The 21,257-nt window shown below is 51.2% G+C and carries 20 protein-coding genes; 13 read left to right on the forward strand and 7 right to left on the reverse strand.

Features of this window, described 5'->3' with window-relative positions; all coding sequences use genetic code 11:
• Positions 1–4: 4 nt before the first annotated feature.
• The 3 genes from A0W33_RS10355 (at position 5) to A0W33_RS10365 (ending at position 5,870) form a co-directional block, all read left to right on the forward strand.
• Positions 5–1,525, forward strand: a complete 1,521-nt coding sequence (locus A0W33_RS10355; protein WP_068838070.1) for a RagB/SusD family nutrient uptake outer membrane protein — start codon at positions 5–7, stop codon at positions 1,523–1,525.
• Positions 1,526–1,673: 148 nt separating this feature from the next.
• Positions 1,674–3,350, forward strand: coding sequence for an amidase (locus A0W33_RS10360; protein ID WP_068838071.1), 1,677 nt, complete (start codon positions 1,674–1,676; stop codon positions 3,348–3,350).
• A gap of 129 nt (positions 3,351–3,479) precedes the next feature.
• Positions 3,480–5,870, forward strand: a complete 2,391-nt coding sequence (locus A0W33_RS10365) for a prolyl oligopeptidase family serine peptidase (RefSeq protein WP_068838072.1) — start codon at positions 3,480–3,482, stop codon at positions 5,868–5,870.
• A 59-nt stretch (positions 5,871–5,929) separates the two neighbouring features.
• Here the strand turns inward: A0W33_RS10365 and A0W33_RS10370 are convergent, their stop codons facing one another.
• Together A0W33_RS10370 and A0W33_RS10375 are read right to left on the reverse strand one after the other, a co-directional pair.
• Entirely contained in the window at positions 5,930–6,733 is an 804-nt protein-coding gene (locus tag A0W33_RS10370) for a phosphatase PAP2 family protein (RefSeq protein WP_068838073.1), read from the reverse strand.
• A gap of 1 nt (position 6,734) precedes the next feature.
• The gene (locus A0W33_RS10375; protein WP_068838074.1) at positions 6,735–7,538 is read right to left on the reverse strand and encodes a phosphatase PAP2 family protein; all 804 of its coding nucleotides are present in this window, start codon (positions 7,536–7,538) and stop codon (positions 6,735–6,737) included.
• A 271-nt stretch (positions 7,539–7,809) separates the two neighbouring features.
• On the opposite strand from A0W33_RS10375, the gene metK reads away from it, so the two are divergent.
• Positions 7,810–9,114, forward strand: coding sequence for a methionine adenosyltransferase (metK, locus tag A0W33_RS10380; protein ID WP_068838075.1), 1,305 nt, complete (start codon positions 7,810–7,812; stop codon positions 9,112–9,114).
• 148 nt (positions 9,115–9,262) lie between these two features.
• Here metK and hpf read toward each other — a convergent pair whose 3' ends face one another.
• The 4 genes from hpf to A0W33_RS10400 all read right to left on the reverse strand — a co-directional run bounded on the left by hpf (position 9,263) and on the right by A0W33_RS10400 (position 12,018).
• Complete coding sequence (gene hpf, locus A0W33_RS10385; RefSeq protein ID WP_068838076.1) at positions 9,263–9,562, reverse strand: ribosome hibernation-promoting factor, HPF/YfiA family; 300 nt, start codon at positions 9,560–9,562, stop codon at positions 9,263–9,265.
• A gap of 24 nt (positions 9,563–9,586) precedes the next feature.
• On the reverse strand, positions 9,587–10,465 hold the full coding sequence (locus tag A0W33_RS10390; RefSeq protein WP_068838077.1) for a tyrosine-type recombinase/integrase: 879 nt from the start codon (positions 10,463–10,465) through the stop codon (positions 9,587–9,589).
• Positions 10,466–10,534: 69 nt separating this feature from the next.
• Entirely contained in the window at positions 10,535–10,729 is a 195-nt protein-coding gene (gene rpsU / locus A0W33_RS10395) for a 30S ribosomal protein S21 (RefSeq protein ID WP_068838078.1), read from the reverse strand.
• A gap of 149 nt (positions 10,730–10,878) precedes the next feature.
• The gene (locus A0W33_RS10400; RefSeq protein WP_068838079.1) at positions 10,879–12,018 is read right to left on the reverse strand and encodes an acyl-CoA dehydrogenase; all 1,140 of its coding nucleotides are present in this window, start codon (positions 12,016–12,018) and stop codon (positions 10,879–10,881) included.
• Between the two features lie 243 nt (positions 12,019–12,261).
• Here A0W33_RS10400 and A0W33_RS10405 point away from each other — a divergent pair, with 243 nt between their 5' ends.
• The 7 genes from A0W33_RS10405 (at position 12,262) to A0W33_RS10435 (ending at position 18,602) form a co-directional block, all read left to right on the forward strand.
• Positions 12,262–13,014 (forward strand): tyrosine-protein phosphatase, encoded by a 753-nt coding sequence (locus tag A0W33_RS10405; RefSeq protein WP_068838080.1) that lies wholly within the window; start codon positions 12,262–12,264, stop codon positions 13,012–13,014.
• A 36-nt stretch (positions 13,015–13,050) separates the two neighbouring features.
• Positions 13,051–14,043 carry an NAD-dependent epimerase/dehydratase family protein gene (locus tag A0W33_RS10410; protein ID WP_068838081.1) on the forward strand — a complete coding sequence of 331 codons (993 nt, stop codon included), beginning with the start codon at positions 13,051–13,053 and terminating at the stop codon, positions 14,041–14,043.
• Positions 14,044–14,108: 65 nt separating this feature from the next.
• Positions 14,109–15,506: a tetratricopeptide repeat protein gene (locus A0W33_RS10415; RefSeq protein ID WP_068838082.1), complete on the forward strand. Its 1,398-nt coding sequence runs from the start codon at positions 14,109–14,111 to the stop codon at positions 15,504–15,506.
• Between the two features lie 6 nt (positions 15,507–15,512).
• Entirely contained in the window at positions 15,513–16,286 is a 774-nt protein-coding gene (locus A0W33_RS10420; RefSeq protein ID WP_068838083.1) for a phosphosulfolactate synthase, read from the forward strand.
• A 105-nt stretch (positions 16,287–16,391) separates the two neighbouring features.
• Positions 16,392–17,336: a DUF368 domain-containing protein gene (locus A0W33_RS10425; RefSeq protein ID WP_068838084.1), complete on the forward strand. Its 945-nt coding sequence runs from the start codon at positions 16,392–16,394 to the stop codon at positions 17,334–17,336.
• Between the two features lie 22 nt (positions 17,337–17,358).
• The gene (locus tag A0W33_RS10430; RefSeq protein ID WP_068838085.1) at positions 17,359–18,096 is read left to right on the forward strand and encodes a shikimate dehydrogenase family protein; all 738 of its coding nucleotides are present in this window, start codon (positions 17,359–17,361) and stop codon (positions 18,094–18,096) included.
• Positions 18,097–18,197: 101 nt separating this feature from the next.
• The gene (locus tag A0W33_RS10435; protein WP_068838086.1) at positions 18,198–18,602 is read left to right on the forward strand and encodes a YkvA family protein; all 405 of its coding nucleotides are present in this window, start codon (positions 18,198–18,200) and stop codon (positions 18,600–18,602) included.
• Between the two features lie 3 nt (positions 18,603–18,605).
• Here A0W33_RS10435 and A0W33_RS10440 read toward each other — a convergent pair whose 3' ends face one another.
• Entirely contained in the window at positions 18,606–18,818 is a 213-nt protein-coding gene (locus A0W33_RS10440) for a hypothetical protein (protein WP_068838087.1), read from the reverse strand.
• Between the two features lie 136 nt (positions 18,819–18,954).
• Between A0W33_RS10440 and A0W33_RS10445 the strand changes: the two genes are divergently transcribed.
• Both A0W33_RS10445 and A0W33_RS10450 read left to right on the forward strand, forming a co-directional pair.
• Entirely contained in the window at positions 18,955–19,533 is a 579-nt protein-coding gene (locus tag A0W33_RS10445; protein ID WP_082815196.1) for an RNA polymerase sigma factor, read from the forward strand.
• Positions 19,517–21,250 (forward strand): outer membrane beta-barrel protein, encoded by a 1,734-nt coding sequence (locus tag A0W33_RS10450; RefSeq protein ID WP_068838088.1) that lies wholly within the window; start codon positions 19,517–19,519, stop codon positions 21,248–21,250. Before A0W33_RS10445 ends, A0W33_RS10450 begins: the two co-directional genes overlap by 17 nt.
• Positions 21,251–21,257 lie beyond the last annotated feature (7 nt).

Below are 21,257 nucleotides of genomic sequence, written 5' to 3' on the forward strand. Positions count from 1 at the left end.
TAACATGAAAAATAGGTTTTTATACATAGGCGCACTTGCTCTGACATTTATGTCGACGGGTTGCGAAGAGGAATTCCTGGATAAGCAGCCAACTGAGCAGTTGTCACCTGAGCAGATTGCAATAGCCGCCGAAACGGACCCTTCCCTGTTGAACGCATTTACGGCAGGTTTGTACTCTACGATGTACAACACGGGAACAGGCGGAACAACTGGCCATGATGACTTTGGTCAGAAAGGCTACGATATCTACAGCGACATGCTTGCTTCTGACATGGTTTTATCAGCCATCAACTACGGCTGGTACTCCACAGTAGCAAGATATCAGGCTACAACCAACAACACGTTGGATGATGCCTATCAGCCTTGGCGTTACTACTACAGAATCATTTTTGGTGCTAACACGCTGATTGGAATTTTGGGTGGAAATGATGCGGTACTGGATACGCCAGAGGAGGAGTACATCATGGGTCAGGCAAAAGCGATGCGTGCTTATGGTTATTTCTACCTTTCTCAGTTCTATGCACAGGGATATGGTACAGGATCAGAAAAAATCCTGCCTATCTATGTGGATACTGAGGCGCCTGCACAGCCGTTAAGCACTTCTGAAGAAGTTTACAGCCTCATGGTAAGTGACTTGGAGGAGGCAATTACATTGCTGGAAGGCTTTGACAGATCAGCTAAGAACGAAGTAAACCAGGAAGTAGCAAAAGGATTGTTGTCTTATGTGCTGGCAGCCAGAGGAACACAGTCTGATCTGCAGCGAGTGGTTGAATTGACAAATGACATCATCACAGATGGTGGCTATAGCTTAATGACAAAGAACCAACTGGCTGCACAGTTTGATGCAGACGGTAACATTCTGAACAGAGATGCAGCAGGTTTTAACGACGTGTCGAACCAAAGCTGGATCTGGGGTGTAGACCTTACTTTGGACATAGGCCTGGACCTGGTATCTTGGTGGGGACAAGTTGACTTGTTTACATATAGCTATGCTTGGGCAGGTGACCCTAAAGCCATCGATGCAAGCTTATATGCTGCTATTCCGGCAGACGATATCAGAAAAAAGCAGTTCGTGCCAACCACAAACAGCCGTAACCTGATGCCGCTTAACAAGTTCTATGCGCCTGACAGAAGAATCGGTGGACAGCGTAACGTGGTAACAGACTACGTGTACATGCGCCTTGAGGAAATCTATCTGCTGAATGCAGAAGCGAAGGCAAGACTAGGCATGGATGCGGAAGCAAGAGAAATGTTGAAGATGCTGGTGTCTACACGAGTTGCTGATGCAAGCTATATTGATGCACTCTCTGGTCAGGCATTGTTAAACGAAATCTTCCTGCAGACGCGTATCGAGTTATGGGGTGAAGGTAAGTCTTACCTGGCAATGAAGCGTCTGAAGCAGTCAATTACAAGAGGTTCAAACCACTTGTTCTTCCCAGGCGAGACATTCTCATGGAATGATGATGAGTTGACCTTCCCTATACCACAAGCAGAGATTCTTAACAACCCTGCGCTTAATCAATAAGCAGCATAGGTGGGTCAAGAGCTTATAAGTTCTTGACTACTTAAGAAGGATGTTAATATTCTTGAAGAAAACAAGAGGGCTGCCCGAAAGAGCAGCCCTCTTGTTTTGAATATTTCTTAATTTAGAAGGCTAATCAATAAAAGATAAAATGAAAAAGACAACCATAGCCATACTTGGTGCAGCCTGCTTTGTGTCTGGAGCATTTGTGGCCCGGGTAGCAGAGGAGAAACTGACAGTGGCGATATTGCAGGATGCGCAGAAAGTAATCGGGTTAAATTTCACCGATGCGCAACTGGACTCTACAATTTCGGAACTGGAAAGCTATCGCAAAGACTATGCGGTGCTGCGCAAGCAGAACTTGCCGAACAACGTAGCTCCGGCACTGGTGTTTAATCCCATTCCAGTAGGCTATACCTTCCCCGCAGGCAAATCGATGTTTGAGGTAGAGCGGCCAACAAAGGTAAAGCTGCCACGCAAGCGCGACGAGCTGGCTTTCTATTCTGTGCCACAGCTGGCAGAACTGGTGCGCACGCAGCAGATCACATCCGAGGAGCTGACAAAGTTCTTTATCGCACGCCTTAAGAAGTATGGCCCGACCTTGGAATGCATTACAACCTTAACAGAGGAACTGGCACTGCAGCAGGCACGGCAGGCAGATAAGGAAATCAAGGCTGGCAAGTATAAAGGCATGCTCCACGGTATTCCGTTTGGGGTGAAGGATTTGTTATCAACCGAAAAGTATAAGACCACTTGGGGCGCGATGCCTTACAAAGATCAGGTGATAGACGAGGATGCCACTGTGGTGCAGCGCCTGCAGGATGCGGGGGGCGTGCTGGTGGCTAAAACTACACTCGGGGCACTGGCCATGGGTGATGTGTGGTACGGCGGCAAAACACGCTCGCCGTGGGATATCAGCAAAGGCTCCAGCGGCTCGTCAGCAGGATCTGCGGCGGCAGTGGCTGCTGGCCTGCTGCCATATGCCATCGGTACTGAAACATTGGGTTCCATAGTGTCTCCGTCAACAGCCTGTGGTACAACGGGCCTGCGCCCTACTTTTGGGCGGGTGAGCCGCCATGGTGCCATGGCCCTTAGCTGGTCGATGGATAAGATAGGACCGATAGCTCGCTCTGCCGAGGATTGTGCCATCGTATTCAACGCCATTTACGGACCTGATGGAAAAGATCAGTCGGTATATGATGCCCCGTTTAACTACAACAAAAGTATAGATCCGAAGAAGCTGCGCGTAGGTTACCTGAAGGATGACTTTGCGCGGGAGTATGGCTTTGCTCAAAACGACCAGGCAACACTGGAGGCGTTGCGAAAAGCCGGTGTCGAGCTGGTGCCAATTTCACTTCCGGACAACCTGCCGATAAGTGAGCTTATCATGACCATATCAGTAGAAGGTGCCGCTGCGTTTGAAGAGCTGACCCTTAGTGGCCGTGATAGCCTGCTGGTGGCCCAGCACAAGAATGCCTGGCCAAACACTTTCCGGGCTGCGCGCTTTATACCGGCGGTGGAGTACCTGCAGGCACAGCGGGTGCGGAACCTGCTGGTGCAGCAGATGCAGGAAACACTGAAAGATGTGGACGTATACCTGAGCCCATCCTTTGCAAGCAACAACCTAGTTGTAACAAACCTGACGGGTCACCCTTGCGTGGTGGTGCCGAATGGTTTCCAGAAAAATGGCATGCCAACAACCATCACCTTTATGGGCAAGTTGTTTGGGGAGGCAGAGCTGCTAAGCTTTGCAAAGTTTTACCAGGGGCTGACTCAGTTTGAGGAGCAGCACCCAAGTATGGACTTCAGCAAGAAGAAGAAGTCTTAGCAAGTAAACATGAAGTATGGCCGCCGCCCGGAAAGCAATGCATCTTTCGGGCGGCGGTTTTGCTTCATAGGGGTTAATATTTTAATTTAAGGGAGAAATCTAAAAAAGCATACCTAACATACCGATTGCATGCAACTAAAACGACAAGCCGTAGCCCTTATGGCTTTCCTGCTGCTAGGCAGCAATGTGGCCGTACAGGCGCAGGAAAAAAAACTGGAACTGAGCGTGGAAAAGATCATGCGCGATCCGAAATGGATCGGCACTGCGCCAAGCAATGTGTTCTGGTCTGAAGACGGCAAGAAAATATACTTTTCGTGGAACCCCGACGGCAACCGGGAAGACTCGCTGTACAGCGTAAATGCAGAAGGCAAGAACCTGCAGAAAGTAAGCCCGCAGGAGCGCCGTAGCCTTCCGTCGCCGCGAGGGGAGTATAACCGTGCCGAAACAAAGAAAGTGTATGAGCGAAACGGTGATATCTTTATTTATGACATCAAATCAGGAAAGGCGCAGCAGGTAACCAATACGGTGGAGCGCGAAAGTAACCCTGATTTTACATTTGATGAGCAGGAAGTGGTATTCATGAAAGATGGCAACCTCTTTGCCTGGTCCATCAGCAATGGACAGACAAAGCAGCTTACGGATTTCAGGAAAGGCAGAAAGCCAGCAGACGAAGGAAAAAGTGCACAGCGGGAGTGGCTAAAGGAGCAACAGCTTGCCCTGCTCCAGATCGTGCGCGACCGCAAGGAATCTCAGGACGCTGCTGAACTGCAGCAAAAGAAAGAGGCGCCGAACAGGCCGAAGGAAATATACATAGAAGATAAGATCGTGAGCAGCGTAGACCTTGGGCCCGACGAACGCTTTATATCTTACCAACTCATCACACGTCCGAAGAACGCCAAGGTGGCCATTGTGCCTAATTTTGTAACGGCTTCGGGTTATACAGAAGATATCAACACCAGAACTAAGGTAGGCGATGCGCAAACTACTTCTGAGTTCTTCGTGTATGATACGCAGCGCGATTCTACCTATGCCATCACGATGAAAGATGTGGCAGGAATTGACGAGCAGCCCGCGTACCTCAAAAGTAAAAAAGCAGGAGCGACAGAAGGCGAAGCAAAGAAGCAGCAAATGCGCGCCACTAGCATCTATGGCCCTGTCTGGTCCAAGGATGGCAAACATGCAGTGGTGGTGGCTCGCTCGGAGGATAACAAAGACCGTTGGATACTGGAACTGGACCCTGCCACCGGAAAGCTGACCGTGCTGGACCGCCAGCGCGACGAAGCCTGGATAAACGGGCCTGGAATCGGTTACGGAACAGGCGACATTGGTTGGATGCCGGATAACAAGCGCGTGTGGTTTCATTCTGAAGAGAATGGCTATTCGCACCTGTACACAGTGGATGTAAGCAGCGGCCAGAAAAAGGCACTGACCAGCGGTAAGTTCGAAGTATCGGATGTGCGTATGTCGGACAGTGGCAAGTACTTTTACTTCAAGGCCAACAAAGTGCATCCGGGGGAGCAGCACTTTTACCGCATGCCCGTAAATGGCGGCGAACTGACGCAGCTCACAAGTATGACGGGAGCGCATGAGGTGAGCCTGTCGCCAGATGAGAAGAATTTGGCCATCCGTTACTCCTTCAGCAACAAGCCATGGGAGCTTTACGTGATGGACAATAAGAAAGGAGCAAAGCCAAAGCAGGTAACCGAGTCGCTGACAGACGAGTTCAAATCCTATAACTGGCGTGAGCCGGAGGTGATCTCCTTTAAGGCCAGCGACGGTGCCGATGTATATGCCCGCATCTACCAACCAAAGAACCCGACACCGAACGGACCTGCTGTTGTGTTTGTGCATGGCGCTGGCTACCTGCAGAACGCGCACAAGTGGTGGAGCAGCTACTTCCGCGAGTACATGTTCCATAACTTCCTGGCGGATCAGGGCTATACTGTGCTGGACATCGACTACCGCGGCAGCGCCGGCTACGGCCGCGACGTGCGCACCGGCATCTACCAGTTTATGGGCGGCAAAGATTTAAGTGACCATGTGGACGGAGCGAAGATGCTGGTGGACAAGTATAAAGTGGACCCAAAGCGCATCGGTATCTACGGTGGTTCTTACGGAGGCTTCATCACCTTGATGGCTATGTTTACTGAGCCGGATGTATTTGCCGCCGGAGCCGCATTACGTTCTGTTACCGACTGGGCGCATTACAACCACGGGTATACTTCAAATATCCTGAACACACCGCAAACAGACAGTCTGGCTTATGCCAAGAGCTCGCCTATTTACTATGCGGAAGGGTTGAAAGGTGCTTTGCTGATTGCGCACGGTATGGTGGATACGAACGTGCACTTCCAGGATGTGGTACGCCTCACGCAGCGACTGATAGAACTTGGAAAAGATAACTGGGAGTTGGCGGTATACCCGGTGGAGAACCATGGGTTTACAGAGCCTGCCAGCTGGACAGATGAGTATAAACGTATTTACAAGCTCTTTGAGGAGAACCTGAAAGAGAAGAAGTAGAGCCGTTAGAGGTATAGAGTAGGAGCGTGTGGTGCGAAAGTGCCGCACGCTTTTGCATTTCAGAAAGTACAGATTATCGCTACACCTTCGTACTGTTCGTTGCTTTCGGGAAGCAGGCTGATGCTGGAGTTACGCTTGTGTAGTTCAGGCACCAGGATGCCTATACTTGCTCCTACCACATAGCCCACAATGTTGTCGCTCACAAAGTGTTTGCCGGCCTTCAGGCGCAGGTAAGCAACAGTGGCAGGAACAGAGGCTGCCGCTGCCCAGATATAAGGGCGGACAGGGGAATCCGGGTTGAAGTCGTGGTATACTTTGGCTAGAAAAAAGGTTGCCGTGGCTGTTGCGGCGGTGTGGCCGGCGTAAAAAGAGTTTGTTGCCTGCTTGTCAGTCCGTAGCTCCAGTGGCGCGTCGGCTGCATACACATATGGCCGCCTGCGCCTCGAGTTGCCAGTTGTCAGGCTGTATACACCCCCCGCAATAGACATGGCCTGGCCGTAGAGCAAGTATACCTGCGGTGCATTTTGCTGAATATCCTTATCGAGCAGCAGCAGGAGTGGGGTTGCAAACGAGCCATAAAAGAACACATCGCTGACGCTTTCGGCACGGGTACTGTAGTTGCCGGCAGCAAAGCGGTCTAGGCCATTCACGTTATTCTTGTTCAACGCGGCAAGTTCTTGCAGGGTCACTTTGTCCTTTTTGTCCATCAGGTAGCTACCAACCAGCGAGGCGCCTACGCCTCCGGCAATGATTGCCCCGTCTTTTAGCCAGCTTGTTTGATAAGGAGATACCGCTGCCTGGCCCAAAGCATTTTGCGCGCAAAATGCGCAAATGATGAGCCAGAGCAACAGGAGCCGTTTCATGCTAGAATGTATAGGTAAGATGCGCGCCACTGAAGTTTCTTCCGGATACCGGGATCAGGGTAAAGTTGCGCTTGTTTGATTTCTTATGGAACTGCGGTACAAGTATACCAGCGGCTGCGCCGATACCGTACCCGAGCAGGTTATCGCTTAAAAAGTGCTTGCCAGCCTTCAGTCGTAAATAACCCACGGTGGCAGGCAATGCAGCGGCCGCAGCCCAAACGTAGGGCCTTGCCCGGGAATCAGGATTAAAATCGTGGAAGATTTTAGCCGCGAAGAAGGATGCAGCAGCGGTAGCGGATGTGTGGCCAGCATAAAATGAGTTCAGGGCATTTCCGTCGTTCTTATCGTTGATGTCCGCTTCAGGGCTGTAGGTAATCGGGCGGGCACGCTCCACGTTTCCGTTCACCATAGTAAATAGTGCACCGGTTACGGCCATTGTCTCCACGTATAACACTGCCACCTGTCCGGCTTTGCTGCCCACGTTGTCGTTTAGGAGCATGAGCACGGGCAATCCGAAGGAGCCATAGAAGCCAATGTCACTTAAATTTGCTGCGCTTTCAGAGTCATAGCCAGCGGAGAAGCGATCAAATGCATTCACGTCATTTTTGTTCAACGCCATTAACTCGGCATCCGTCATTCCTTCCTTATCACCCATCAGGGTGAGGCCGTAATAGCTAAGGCCGATACCTGCCGCAATGATCGGGGCATCCACTTTAAAACTGGTCTTGTAAGGTGATTCGTTCTGGGCAAATGCCTGGGAAGTTACAAAAGTTAAAATCGTGAGTAACGATAGGATGGGTTTCATGTATTTTTTCAATGGAGGGTTTCCTTAGTTTTTAAGTGAAACGAGCATGTTTTTCAAAAGGTTGTACGGGTAAACCCCCTGCAGCCATACTTTTTGAGTAGAAGCCTGCAGATGAATTGATTAATATAGTAAACGGCTAATAATATAATATTAATGAGTCTGCTGCACCGTTTTTGATACATGTTTCAAGTATGGCAGAATTGTTTTAGCTTTGTAGCCGCTGCCCTTGGTGGCAACAGGTTTATACTTTGTACCTAAACCCCTAAAAGAAATGCCATATTTATTTACGTCTGAGTCTGTGTCTGAGGGACACCCGGATAAAGTTGCTGACCAGATCTCGGATGCACTTTTAGATGAGTTCCTGAAGCAGGACCCGCAGTCTAAAGTGGCCTGTGAAACGCTGGTAACCACTGGTTTGGTGGTGCTAAGCGGCGAGGTGAAGACAGAAGCGTACGTTGACGTGCAAAAAGTAGCACGGGAGGTGATCAAACGTATTGGTTATACAAAATCAGAGTACAAGTTCGATGCAGAGGCGTGTGGGGTTATCTCCGCTATCCACGAACAGTCTGCCGACATTAATCAGGGAGTAGAGCGTGCCAACCCGGAGGAGCAGGGAGCTGGGGACCAGGGAATGATGTTCGGGTACGCCTCCAGCGAGACCGACAATTATATGCCGCTGGCGCTAAGTATTTCGCATCTGCTGCTGGAGGAGCTTTCTGCCATCCGCAAGGAAGGCAAGGAAATGACCTACCTGCGCCCGGACGCAAAATCGCAGGTAACTATCCGCTACAACGACAACGACGTGCCGGAGAAGATCGATACAATCGTGATCTCTACTCAGCACGATGAGTTTATACTTCCTGATGGCGACAGCAATGAAGCCAAGGATAATGCTGAGCAGCAAATGGTGGCCAGGATTGCCCAGGACGTAAATAGCATCCTGATGCCGCGTGTACTGAAGCAATTGCCGGAGCGCGTGCAGAAACTGTTTAATTCAGACATCATTTACCACATCAACCCAACTGGGAAGTTCGTGATAGGTGGCCCGCACGGCGATACAGGTCTTACTGGCCGGAAGATCATCGTGGATACCTATGGTGGCAAAGGAGCACACGGTGGTGGTGCTTTCTCTGGTAAAGACTCTTCTAAAGTAGACCGCTCTGCAGCGTATGCCGCACGGCACATCGCCAAGAACCTGGTAGCTGCAGGCGTGGCCGACCAGGCGCTGGTACAGGTGGCGTATGCCATTGGTGTTGCCAAGCCAGTAGGTTTGTATGTAACCACGTATGGCTCTACAAAGGTGAAGGATGCCAGCGGTAACCTGATGAGCGACGGTGAGATTGCTGAGAAGGTGGATAAGCTGTTTGACATGCGCCCTTACGCCATTGTGCAGCGCTTTGGCTTGCAGAACCCAATCTTCGCCGACACGGCAGCTTATGGACACATGGGCCGCACACCAGGTACGAAAACAGTGGAAATCTCCAGGAACGGCCATAAAGAGACCAGGGAGTTCGAAACGTTTACGTGGGAGAAGTTGGACTACGTAGACAAGATTAAGGCGGAGTTTAGCCTGTAAATTAGATTTTAGACGCTAGTATCAAGACACAAGATTAAGTTTAACATAGAAGAGCCCGATGGTCATCCATCGGGCTCTTCTATGTTTTATATTATTAAAATTCGTAATTCTTAATTTGTCATTCATAATTGCGGAAGCGAAGCTTCCGCTAGTGTGCCGCTTGCTTCTGCTTGTGTTTCTTTAGTTGGCGTCTCATAGCGTCTATGGCTGCATCTGCGGCCGCCTCAAAGGATGGTGCATCTTCCTGGGAGAAGAGGGTAGAGCCAGGGATGAAGAGCCTGATCTCCACTGTTTTGTTGTTGATGCCGTCGTTATTATTATTCTTAAGGAATACTTCCCCATCTATAATTCGGTCGTAGAACGTTTCCAGTTTGTCAACCTTCTGCTGGATAAAAGAATTTAACTGCTCATCAGCGTCGAAGTTAACGGAATACATTTGTAGCTTCATAGTTGTTACATTAAATGGTTAAACTTATGCTTTTGGATGCGCTTTCTCAAAAACAGATTTTAGCTGTTCAATCGAGTTATGTGTATACACCTGCGTTGCCGCAAGGCTCGCGTGTCCCAGTAAGTCCTTGATTGCATTCAGGTCGGCCCCCTTGTTCAGCAGGTGCGTAGCGAAGGAATGTCGCAGTACGTGCGGGCTGTTACTATCGGAGGTTGTAATCATGCTGATGTACTTCTTTACGACGCGGTAAATGAATTTTGGATACAGGGGACGAGCTTTAATAGTAACGAGCAATTTTACCGAATTGTTATCACCAAACAGGCGCTTTTTCTCTTCCTGGTACGCATCCAGCGCCAGTAGCAGCGAGTCGTTCAGGGGCACAATACGCTCTTTGTTACCTTTGCCGAGCACACGCACGGTTTTAGCACGCACTTCTATATCCGAGGGAGCTATGTTAATCAGTTCTGCCAAGCGGATGCCCGTGCCATACAGAAACTCCAGTATAAGCCGGTCGCGCTGCCCCTCAAAATTGTCTTCAAATTCAAAGGAGTCCAGCAGGTTGTTGAAAGGTTCCTCCTGCACAAAGGCGGGCAGCTTTTTAGTGGCCTTGGGCGCTTTGATGCGCAGCATCGGGTTTACCTTAATACGCTCCTGTGCCATCAGGAACCTGTAGTAAGACCTTAGGCAGGCAATTTTGCGGTTAATAGAGCGCGGCTTGATGTTGTTCTGGACCAGCGTCAGGAGCCAGGAACGGATCAGGGTGTGGTCTGCCTCGGCGGCATCGGAGATCTCGTATACTTGCTGCAGGTAAGCCGCAAACTGGCCAAGGTCGGTGTGGTAGGAGGTAAGCGTGTGCGGGCTGTACCGCTTTTCGTACTGAAGGTACTTAAAAAATAAATCCATAAACTAGTATACCTGATGTTGTCTCAGATATACTAATTTATGGAAAAATAAAATATCTTGTTAGAGATACTAGTAGTTTTGATCAGCAAACATCTGCTGCTTGTAAACAGCTCTCTCCTTTTGCTTTCTCTTGGCAACAGATGGCTTCTGGAAAAACGTTCTGGCACGAAGTTCCTTTAGAACACCAGTTCTCTCGAATTTCTTCTTGAATCTTTTCAATGCACGGTCTACAGACTCGTTATCTTTTACGTTTACAATGATCATATTTCTTCTCGCTCTCTTTGAATTAGGGTTGCAAATTTAAACAAGCTTATACTTAAAAATCAACTAATTGGCCAAATATTTTATCTGTCCGGTTGATTTCAGGTGAAAAAGCCGTGGGAGAAGCAGGATTAAGGCTTCCCCCAGCCACTTTATTTCAGTATAGCTCTTGATATAACAAGTTTTTGTATCTCACTTGTTCCCTCGCCAATAGTACACAGCTTCGCATCGCGGTAATACTTCTCGGCCGGGTAATCTTTTGTGAAGCCGTAGCCGCCAAAAATCTGCACGCCCTCGTTGGCAACGCGCACCGATACTTCGGAAGCAAACAACTTGGCCATCGCAGACTCTTTGTTCACGTTCAGGCCACGGTTCTTCATGTCTGCCGCCTGGTAGGTCAGCAGGGAAGCCGCTTCTACTTCAGTGGCCATGTCAGCCAGTTTGAAGGCAATGCCCTGGAAACTGGAGATCGGCTTGTTAAACTGCTGGCGCTCCTGCGAATAAGCCAGGGCGGCATCCAGTGCGCCCTGAGCGATACCCAGCGACAGCGCTGCGATAGAAATGCGGCCACCGTCCAATACCTTCATCGACTGAATGAAGCCATCGCCTATCTCACCTAGTATCTGGTCTTTGTGGACACGGCAGTCCTGGAAAATAAGCTCGGTCGTTTCAGAGGCACGCATGCCCATTTTGTCTTCCTTGCGGCCAGCGCTGAAGCCTGGCGTTCCCTTCTCAATCACGAAGGCGGTCATGCCATGGGAATCACCTACCTCACCGGTACGCACAATCACTACCGCCACATTGCCAGACTTGCCGTGTGTGATGAAGTTTTTGGCGCCGTTGATCACCCAGTAATCGCCGTCCTGTACGGCTACAGTACGCATGTTGCCTGCATCCGAGCCTGTGTTGGGTTCGGTCAGGCCCCAGGCGCCTATCCACTCGGCGGTAGCCAGTTTCGGCAGGTACTTTTGCTTCTGCTCCTCGTTGCCGAAAGCCAGAATGTGGCCGGTGCAAAGGGAGTTGTGCGCAGCCATCGACAAACCGATAGAGCCATCAATTTTGGAAAGCTCTGCAATGGCCGTTACGTACTCGAGGTAGCCGAAGCCCGAGCCGCCGTATTCTGTTGGCACCAGTACGCCCATCAGGCCAAGTTCGCCCAGTTTCTTAAATACCTCCACCGGGAATTCCTGCGTGTCGTCCCACTCACGCATGTAGGGTTTGATATGCTTGGCGCCAAAGTCGCGCACCATGTCAGCGATCATGCGCTGGTTTTCAGTAGTTTTTAATTCCATTTGTAGTATAAGGTCAAATAAGTTCGGTAGCTCTAAAACGGTTAGGCACTATCCGTTGTTTACAAAGCTATAGAAATAAGGGCAAACCACCAATCAGAACACGGTATTTAACCCAGTGTAAAAGAGGCCGCTGCGCAGATTGGCAGCTTTATTTTGACAGCCCCTTTTATTTCTGTTATTTTGAAGTTTATTTGCTCAGTGCCACCCCCGTATAAGGGAGCAGCAAGAGTATAACACCATGGCATGATGCAGTTTTTAAAAAACTTGTTTGGAGGAAGTGAGCCAGAGGGGCTGGAGGCGTCGCTGGGCGAGATAGGTGTGGACATGCACTCACACATCCTTCCGGGCATTGACGACGGCTCAGAAAGCCTGGAGCAGTCGTTGGAGCTGGTGCGGGCCATGAAGGCGCTCGGCTACCGCAAGCTGATCATGACGCCGCACGTGATGAGCGACTTCTACAAGAACACGCCGGAGATTATCCGGGAGAAGCTTGCCTTGCTGCGGCAGGCCGTGGATGAGGCAGGCATCGAGATGGAGCTGGATTGCGCCGCTGAGTATTACCTGGACGAGGGCCTGCTGCAGAAGCTGGACGACAACGAGGAACTGCTTACCTTCGGCGATAACTACCTGCTGTTTGAAACTTCTTTCCTGAACGAGCCGCTGAACCTCCGCGAAGCCATCTTTAAAATGCGCAGCAAAGGCTACAAACCCGTGCTGGCCCACCCCGAGCGCTATACTTACTTTTACGGCAAGTATGAGGAACTGGTGGGGCTGAAAGAACTGGGGGTGCTGCTGCAGCCAAATCTCAACTCGCTCACTGGCTATTACTCCTCCAGCGCAAAAGAGGTGGCAGAAAAGCTGGTAGAGCACGGGCTGGTTGATTTTCTGGGGTCTGACACGCACGGCCTTAAGCACATCAACACCCTGCAGAAAGTTGTCAGTACGAAGCACCTGGTAAAGGCGCTGGCACTCCCGCTGCGCAACCGGCAGCTATAGCATATCCTTTTCGCTCATTTTTATACTTCCACACACATGGTATTTGTAACAGGCGGCAGTGGGCTGATCGGCAGTTTCCTTCTTGCGGAACTCCTGCAGCGCGGGTACGCGGTAAAGGCGCTTTACCGGGGCCAAATACCGTCTATTGCCGGCGCAGCGCAGGTGCAGTGGCTGGAGGGCGATATTCTGGACCCAGCTTTGCTACGGAAAGCCATAGAGGGTGTGCAGTATGTTTTTCACTGCGCCGGCCTGGTTTCTTACGCCCCACAGGACGAGGAACTGCTGAAACAGGTGAACATCGAGGGCACCGCCAATATAGTAGATGCCTGCCTGGAAGCCGGAAACGTGAAGCTGTGCCACGTGAGCTCCATTGCGGCTATCGGACGGCCGAAGAATGTGGAGGTGCTGGACGAAAAATCGAAGTGGGACCCGGCGGATGACCTCTCAGCCTATGCCAGCTCCAAGTATTTTGCCGAGCTGGAAGTATGGCGCGGTGTGGCCGAAGGACTGGATGCCGTGATGGTGAATCCCTCTATCGTGCTTGGCCCCGCCGACTGGAACCGCAGCAGCACACAGCTCTTTAAGTATGTGTACAACGAAAACGCCTTCTACACGGTAGGCGAGGCCAACTTTGTGGATGTGCGCGATGTGGTGGAGGCAATGCTGCAGCTGGTGTTATCCGACATAACAGGCGAACGGTTTATCCTGAACTCGGAGCGCATGGGCTATAAGGCTTTCTTCGAGGAGGTGGCCCGCTGCTTTGGAAAGAAAGCACCAGGTAAGAAAGTGCCGCCCGCTGTGGCAGAGGTGGTATGGCGGCTGGAGCACGTGCGGTCCTGGTTTACGGGCAAGCGCCCGCTAATCACCAAAGACACCGCCCGAACCGCTAAGAAAACGCATCTCTTTAGCAATAATAAAATATCCCGCGCGCTCGGGTTTACCTTCAGACCGGTTTCAGCATCAGTGGCTTGGGTTTGCGGGGAGCTGCAGGCACAGCAGGAAAGCGGCATCAGGCAAGGTGCCGAATAAACTATTTGGAGTGTTAAAATGTAGTAAGAAAAAGCTGTTTTTACACAGCTTGTTGGACACTGGAGATGAAAGAAGACTTTGAGGAACATCGGGAGGATCTGGAGCTGATTCAGCGTTACGAGCGTATGCTCAGTAACAACGAGGCACTGTTTTTCGACCTGACTGATTTCGAATATATAATAGACCACTACACCGCCAGCTTTGAGTACAAGAAGGCGCTTGCCGCCTGCGATGCCGCCATTGCGCAGTATCCGTTCTCAACGGATCTACAGATAGACAAGGCGCAGCTGCTGGCCATGGCTGGTAACTTCGAGGATGCACTGGAGATGATCAACATTGTGGCCGAGGTGGAACCTGAAAGTGCCGACGTGCAGCTGACGCGCGGCATTATCTATACCCAGCGCGGCGAGTTCCGGGAGGCGATCGATTACTTTAAGAAGGCCCTTGCTTATTCTGAGGATCGCGACGATATCTACTTTAACATCGGCCTGGCTTACCAAACCTGGGGCAAGGTGGCCTCGGCCATCAAGTACTATAAAAAGTGCGTGGAGCTGAACCAGGAAAACGAGGCGGCCATGCAGGAGATCCTGTACTGCCTGGAAGTGACGAACTCGGTGAGCGAGCATATCCCTTTCTTCCATAAGTTTGTGGATGATGATCCTTACTCGCATGTGGCCTGGTTTAACCTGGGCAACGTGCACAACAAGCAGGGTGCCTACGAGAAAGCCATCGCCGCCTACGATTACGCCACCATCATCCGCCCTGACTTTATCACGGCTTACAACAACATGGCAAATGCGCTGGTGTATGTGGGGGATTACCCGAAGGCCATCGATGCGTTCAATGCCATGATCGAGCACGGCTCTGCTACGGCCGAAATCTACTGCAACATCGGCGAATGCTATGAGAAGATGCAGCAGTGGGACCTGTCGCGCCGCTACTACCAGAAGTCGGTGGATATGGACCCGGAGATGGACGAGGCCTGGTTTGGTATCGGGGTTATACTTGATGCGCAGGGAAAGTGGTATGAGGCGGTACACTTCTTTAAGAAGGCGGTGGAGCTGTACGACGACAGTGTGGATTACTGGGTGGCGCTGGCCGCGGCCGAGTACCATGTGGGCCATGTGGTGTCGGCGCTGGAAAGCTACGAGCGCGCTGCCGAGATACAGCCAGAGGACAAGAACATCTACCTGAACTGGTCTATCATTCTGTTTGAGCAGGGCAACTTTGAGGAGGCCACTGATATTATTTTAAATGCGATAGAACTGCAACCCAATGAAGCAGAGCTGTATTACCGGGCATGCGCGTACATGCTGTCGGCAGGAAAATACCGCGAAGCCTATAATTATTTGGAAAATGCTTTAATTTTGGACTTCGATAAGCACAAGCTGCTGTTCGAGTTCTTTCCTGAGCTGGAATCGCAGCGTGCATTAGCCCGATTAATTGATCAGTATCGCAAATAAAACCACATGAACTATACGCTGAACAACATTCCCACGCGTGACGCAAAACCACGCGAGAGCGGATTTACCATGGCCATGGACAAAGGCCTTAGCCTGCGGGAGGTTGAAGATTTCCTGGAGGTAGCCAGTGAGTACGTTGACATTGTAAAGCTGGGCTGGGCCACGTCCTACGTGACGCCTAACCTGAAAGAGAAGCTGGCCCTTTACAGGTCTGCCGGAATCCCTACCTATTTCGGGGGCACGCTGTTCGAAGCGTTTATCGTCCGCAACCAGTTCGAGGACTACCGCCGCGTGCTGGACCAGTACGAGATGACGTTTGCCGAAGTATCCGACGGCTCGCTCGACATGGACCACGAAGAGAAGTGCAAGTACATTGCCACGCTTTCGGAGCAGGTAACGGTGCTTTCGGAAGTTGGCTCCAAGGATGCCGAGAAAATTATCCCGCCTTACATGTGGATAAAGCTGATGAAGGCTGAGCTGGAAGCTGGTGCCTGGAAAGTGATCGGTGAGGCCCGCGAGGGTGGTAATGTGGGTCTTTTCCGCTCTACCGGCGAAGTGCGCAGTGGCCTTGTGGAGGAAATCCTGACGCAGATTCCGTTTGAGAAAATTCTTTGGGAAGCGCCGCAGAAAGCGCAGCAGGTATGGTTTATCAAGCTGTTGGGCGCTAACGTGAACCTCGGCAACATTGCTCCGAACGAGATCATCCCGCTGGAGACAATCCGCCTGGGCCTTCGTGGCGACACCTTCAGCTATTTCCTGAACATGGAAAAGCCCTGCTAAAAGATTATAATATTAGTATAAAAGTATAAATTGCCCGTGCGGTGTGGCCTCACGGGCAATTCTTGTTTTACCCATCGCTGCACAAGTATAGCTGTAACACCATTTATGGAAAGAAGATCTTTAAAGGAATATTTGCTGCTCTTTTCCAAAGGCGTAGGTATGGGCGCTGCCGATGTCGTGCCAGGCGTGTCGGGTGGCACGATTGCCTTCATCACGGGCATTTACGAGGAATTGTTGGGCTCCATTCGCTCAGTGAACGGGGAGGCCATAAAGCTGCTGTTGCGCTTTAACCTGAAGGGCTTTTGGAAACATATCAACGGCACTTTCCTGGTCGTGCTGCTGGCTGGCATTGGCTTGTCATTTGCCTCACTTTCCAGGCTCATTTTATACCTTCTGGAGTATCATTCAGAGTTGTTGTGGTCTTTCTTCTTCGGCCTGATTGTGGCTTCGGCTGTGGTGGTGGCAAAGCAGGTAAGGCGTTGGACACCGGGAGTGATTATTGCAGGGTTACTGGGGGCGGCCATTGCCTTTTATATTACGGTAGCAACGCCAGGCCAGACGCCGGAAGCATACTGGTTTGTGTTTATATCCGGGGCTATCGCCATTTGCGCCATGATTCTGCCTGGCATATCTGGTAGCTTTATACTTGTGTTACTGGCTAAATACGAGTTCATCATGCTGGCGCTAAAAGAATTAAGAATTGATATCATTGCCGTATTTGGCATCGGCTGTCTTACAGGCATACTGGCCTTTTCGCACGTGCTCAATTTCATGCTGAAGCGCTACCACGGTATTACCATTGCGCTGCTCACAGGTTTTATGGTAGGCTCTCTGAACAAAGTATGGCCCTGGAAAATCACGCTTGAAACCTACACCGACCGCCACGGCGAGGTGAAGCCGCTGGTGCAGGAGAACGTGTTACCGGGCAGTTATGAGACCCTGACCGGAAATGAGTCCTACCTGGTGTATGGTGTTGTGCTTGCCATCTTCGGTTTCCTGCTGGTGTACCTCATCGATCACTTCACTTCAGATAATACAGCAGAAGTATAACCCGTAACCAAAGAACACAACCATGCGCAAGTTCGGGCTAATCGGCAAAAAGCTGGGGCATTCTTTCTCAAAGAAATACTTCACAGAAAAGTTTGCCCGGGAGGGTATAGCCGATTCCTCCTATGCGCTGTATGAGCTGCCACAAATTGAGGACTTGCTTCCGCTGCTCCAGCAGGAGCCGGAACTGGTTGGCCTGAATGTAACGGTGCCCTACAAAGAGCAGGTGCTGCCCCTGCTGGATGCCTTGGATAAGGCCGCCGCCCGCATCGGTGCGGTGAATACCATCAAAATAGAGAACGGCCGCACCACAGGCTATAACACCGACTACACTGGCTTTAATCAGACAATGGAGCGCTTTTACCCGCCTCAGGTGCGGGAGCAGGCGCTGGTGTTGGGTACAGGGGGCGCTGCAAAGGCCGTCTGGGCTGCTTTAGAGGCACTCGGCATTCCATTTAAGCGGGTATCGCGGCAGGAAAACAAGGGGCAGCTAACGTATGAGCAGCTCACACCGGAGGTGGTGGGCAAGTATAACCTGCTCATCAATACCACCCCGTTGGGCATGTACCCGGATGTGCAGGAGGCGCCGGCGCTGTCTTACAAAAGTATAACAGCACGCCATTATGCCTATGATTTAGTGTACAACCCGGAACAAACGCTTTTTCTGCAGAAATGTGCCGCAAATGGCGCCAAAACCATAAATGGCCTCCCCATGCTCTACGCGCAGGCAGATTCCGCCTGGCACATCTGGAGCTCCAGATAAAAAGAACAGTACAATTGTTTGGTGCTGAATTAGTGCTGCAAATGTGTAACTGTATTGTGTAGTGTTTGCGTAAAACAAGTGCGAATCTCTCAAACCTACACATGGCTAGTCTACAAACTTTAAAGCACAAGGCGCACGCCTTCAACACGGATATTTATGCTCTGTACCTTTCCTACCGCGACGACCGCGTTGCCTGGTATGTGCGCGTGTTGCTTGCCGTGGCCATTGGTTACGCCCTAAGCCCTGTTGATTTGGTGCCTGACCTGACCTCGGTGCTGGGCTACGTGGATGATGTGGTGCTGGTCGTGGCGCTTGTTTCGCTTTCGTACCGTTTGCTAAACAGGCAGGTGCTGCACGAGTCGCGGCTGCAGGCTTACGAGGAGATGAGCCGGGAGAGTGAGAAATCACTACTGGCGCTGAAAGTGATAAGCTATGCCTGGGTGCTGCTGCTTACGCTTGTCGCGCTGATGGTGTATAAATTCCTGTTTTTGAACATTCCGTATTAAGCTTTAACCACCTTTTAGCAAAAGAATCAACATACTATAAGGCTGCTTAGACCTGCCATGTGTTACAAAGCCTCCCCACAAGGGAGGCTTTTGCTTTTGGCCTGTTTCCAGTTTGCCCCTGCTGCGTCTTACTGGTTTCTTTTCCAACTCATCCGCACAGCCCCCTACTAAAAATAAAAGCCATGCTTCTATACTTAACAAGTCTTGTTTTTTCATATTTTTACTTGCTATAATAACAGGTTATGGGAAGTATAGCCAATCCTTAATTTTTATTCCATAATTTTTTTATCCGCTTGCAACCATTCTGCTTCAAACAGAATCATAGAGGAGAACAAGCGTAAACAGGCAACACTTGAAGCTTTTTACTAAACCTAAATCTGAAGAGGATAAGCTCATAGAAGGATGCATCGCGGGCAAACGCGACATGCAGCGCCTGCTCTATGACCTATACTCCAAAAAGATGATGGTGATTTGCCTGCGTTACGCGCCCACTACTTTCGAGGCAGAGGATATCATGCAGGACGCCTTCGTGAAGGTGTTTGGCCATATCCAAAGCTTCAAGAAGGATTGTCCCCTCGAATTCTGGATCCGGCGCATCGTCATCAACACCGCACTCAAGCACCTGCGCAGCAAGCAGCTGCTCACGGTGTCGCACGAGGCGGATGAGGTAGCCAACCTCAGCTCAGACAATGTGAACCTGAGCGGTTATACCATGGATGAACTCCTAAGTATGATACAGAGTCTGGCGCCGCGCTACCGCATGGTTTTTAACCTCTATGCCATAGAAGGGTACAGCCATAAGGAAATTGGCGAGATGCTGGATATATCGGAGGGTACCTCAAAATCGCAATACTCACGTGCCCGGGCAATACTGCAAGGTATGCTCGTTGGCCAGGAAAAAAAAATTAAGGAACATGTCATCAGCAGCTAATAACAAGCGCGGTAGGCTGGAAGAAGAATTCCAGCGCCGCATGCAAGACGCTGAGGCTTCTCCGTCTGCAGCGGTCTGGGACCGTATTGACCACCAACTGACCATGCAGGAAAGCAGCCACTACAAGAGCGGTATGCTGTTCTACAGGCAGCTGGCGGCCGCATGCGTCGCTATCCTGCTGCTGGCAGGTGGACTGGGCGCCTATTATTTAGGAGATGCCTCCCCTAAAAGTCCGGTAGCACAGCTACAGCAGCCTACTGCAACGCCAAGTATGGCAGCGACTGCACCTGCAACAGCAACAGAAAATTCGGAAGCCACTACTGAGGAGACCATTGCGGCAGCCATGCAGCAGGCCGTTCGGGCAGACCAGCCAAGTGTAGGAGCTGCACCTGTCTCCAGGAAAGCTACAGGCGCGAAAGCTGCCGGAGCTAAAAGAGCACCAGTACCAGCAGCTTCTGCGGCACAAATTGAGCAGGCGGAGGAAACAACTGCAAGTATAACAGCAGAAAGCATTGCCCTCGCACCCGGAGCAACCACAGGCGCAGACCCAACCATCTGGCACCGAAAGCCAGATACCAGGTACAATTCTTTCTTTAACGGGGGCGACAATACGGCTGCACAGCGGCTGTTCTCCAACTTTGAGGAAGCACGCAAGTCTATTTTCGGGGCACCGGCTGCCAACGGCATTGCCGCCGCCACACAGCCACGCACTTCATTTGCCGGAACGGGTGCTACTGCTGCGCCCACCAATGATTTCAGAAAGCTAAACGAGCTGGCCATAAATCGCCAAAAGGAGCTGCAGCGGGAGCAGGAAATGATGGTGCAGGCGCTGAACGACAAGCGAACCGGTGCTGACGTGAAGGTGGTAGACGAAAAGGAGCTAAGCGGGGATAGCCGCTGGACAGTAGGCATGGCGTACATGCCAAGCTACTTTGAGCAGAACATCGGCATTCCGGCACAGGGGGTGGGCGGCATTTCCTACGATAGCTTCGCGGCCCCGAGTTTATCAACCCTAAGGCAGACAAATACCTACATGGCCGATGCCCGGGAAGAGTACCACGAAGAGATAGAGCCGGGCTTCTCGTTTGGCGTGGAAGTGAAAACAGGTTTTAAGCTGGGCAAAAAGTGGAAGCTCCTTTCCGGCCTCGGCTTCACTCAGAACACGGCCCGCTCCAAGTCAAGCTACCTGATTGAGCAGTTTGAGGAAAAACCCGGTACGAATCAGAAAGTATCGCCAGGCCCGACCACTATCTTCCTGTCGTCGCTGAACAACAACTATGCGGCAGACTCCATGAGTGTGGCGAGAACCAGCGAGTATGGCGTTACTTACCGCTACCGCCACCTAACGGTACCGGCGGGCATCCAGTACGAGGGTAACATTTCCAAAGACTGGTTCTGGTTTGCAGGGGGAGGCGTTGCGGCTAACATCCTGATTGAGTCGGCAGTGCTGGCCTCTAATGCGGAGGTGCGGGACAAATCGTACGCGCTGAACGATGATGAATCCCCGTTCCGCAAGTTGCAGTGGTCGGGCAACGTGACCGCAGGCCTGGGCAAACGCCTCTCCAACAACATTTCGGTGGCGGTGGGGCCGGAGTACCGTGCCTACCTTAACAGCATGCTGGCTAACCCGGGCACGACACAGGCGCCACAGGGCAAGCCGTACACCATCGGCCTGAACATGGCAGTGAACTACGATTTGGGACCGGGTAACCGCTAGTCTCAAA

The sequence above is a fragment of the Pontibacter akesuensis genome, from assembly GCF_001611675.1.
Classification (GTDB): domain Bacteria; phylum Bacteroidota; class Bacteroidia; order Cytophagales; family Hymenobacteraceae; genus Pontibacter; species Pontibacter akesuensis.

Excerpts from the sequence above, each read along its gene's own strand:
- A0W33_RS10370 (WP_068838073.1), bottom strand. The coding sequence starts at position 6,733 with ATGAAACGGCTCCTGTTGCTCTGGCTCATCATTTGCGCATTTTGCGCG.
- A0W33_RS10365 (WP_068838072.1), top strand. The coding sequence starts at position 3,480 with ATGCAACTAAAACGACAAGCCGTAGCCCTTATGGCTTTCCTGCTGCTA.
- hpf (WP_068838076.1), bottom strand. The coding sequence starts at position 9,562 with ATGAAGCTACAAATGTATTCCGTTAACTTCGACGCTGATGAGCAGTTA.
- A0W33_RS10440 (WP_068838087.1), bottom strand. The coding sequence starts at position 18,818 with ATGAAAAAACAAGACTTGTTAAGTATAGAAGCATGGCTTTTATTTTTA.
- A0W33_RS10375 (WP_068838074.1), bottom strand. The coding sequence starts at position 7,538 with ATGAAACCCATCCTATCGTTACTCACGATTTTAACTTTTGTAACTTCC.
- A0W33_RS10420 (WP_068838083.1), top strand. The coding sequence starts at position 15,513 with ATGAACTATACGCTGAACAACATTCCCACGCGTGACGCAAAACCACGC.
- metK (WP_068838075.1), top strand. The coding sequence starts at position 7,810 with ATGCCATATTTATTTACGTCTGAGTCTGTGTCTGAGGGACACCCGGAT.
- A0W33_RS10360 (WP_068838071.1), top strand. The coding sequence starts at position 1,674 with ATGAAAAAGACAACCATAGCCATACTTGGTGCAGCCTGCTTTGTGTCT.
- A0W33_RS10415 (WP_068838082.1), top strand. The coding sequence starts at position 14,109 with ATGAAAGAAGACTTTGAGGAACATCGGGAGGATCTGGAGCTGATTCAG.
- A0W33_RS10355 (WP_068838070.1), top strand. The coding sequence starts at position 5 with ATGAAAAATAGGTTTTTATACATAGGCGCACTTGCTCTGACATTTATG.
- A0W33_RS10430 (WP_068838085.1), top strand. The coding sequence starts at position 17,359 with ATGCGCAAGTTCGGGCTAATCGGCAAAAAGCTGGGGCATTCTTTCTCA.
- rpsU (WP_068838078.1), bottom strand. The coding sequence starts at position 10,729 with ATGATCATTGTAAACGTAAAAGATAACGAGTCTGTAGACCGTGCATTG.
- A0W33_RS10400 (WP_068838079.1), bottom strand. The coding sequence starts at position 12,018 with ATGGAATTAAAAACTACTGAAAACCAGCGCATGATCGCTGACATGGTG.
- A0W33_RS10435 (WP_068838086.1), top strand. The coding sequence starts at position 18,198 with ATGGCTAGTCTACAAACTTTAAAGCACAAGGCGCACGCCTTCAACACG.
- A0W33_RS10425 (WP_068838084.1), top strand. The coding sequence starts at position 16,392 with ATGGAAAGAAGATCTTTAAAGGAATATTTGCTGCTCTTTTCCAAAGGC.
- A0W33_RS10450 (WP_068838088.1), top strand. The coding sequence starts at position 19,517 with ATGTCATCAGCAGCTAATAACAAGCGCGGTAGGCTGGAAGAAGAATTC.
- A0W33_RS10390 (WP_068838077.1), bottom strand. The coding sequence starts at position 10,465 with ATGGATTTATTTTTTAAGTACCTTCAGTACGAAAAGCGGTACAGCCCG.
- A0W33_RS10410 (WP_068838081.1), top strand. The coding sequence starts at position 13,051 with ATGGTATTTGTAACAGGCGGCAGTGGGCTGATCGGCAGTTTCCTTCTT.
- A0W33_RS10405 (WP_068838080.1), top strand. The coding sequence starts at position 12,262 with ATGATGCAGTTTTTAAAAAACTTGTTTGGAGGAAGTGAGCCAGAGGGG.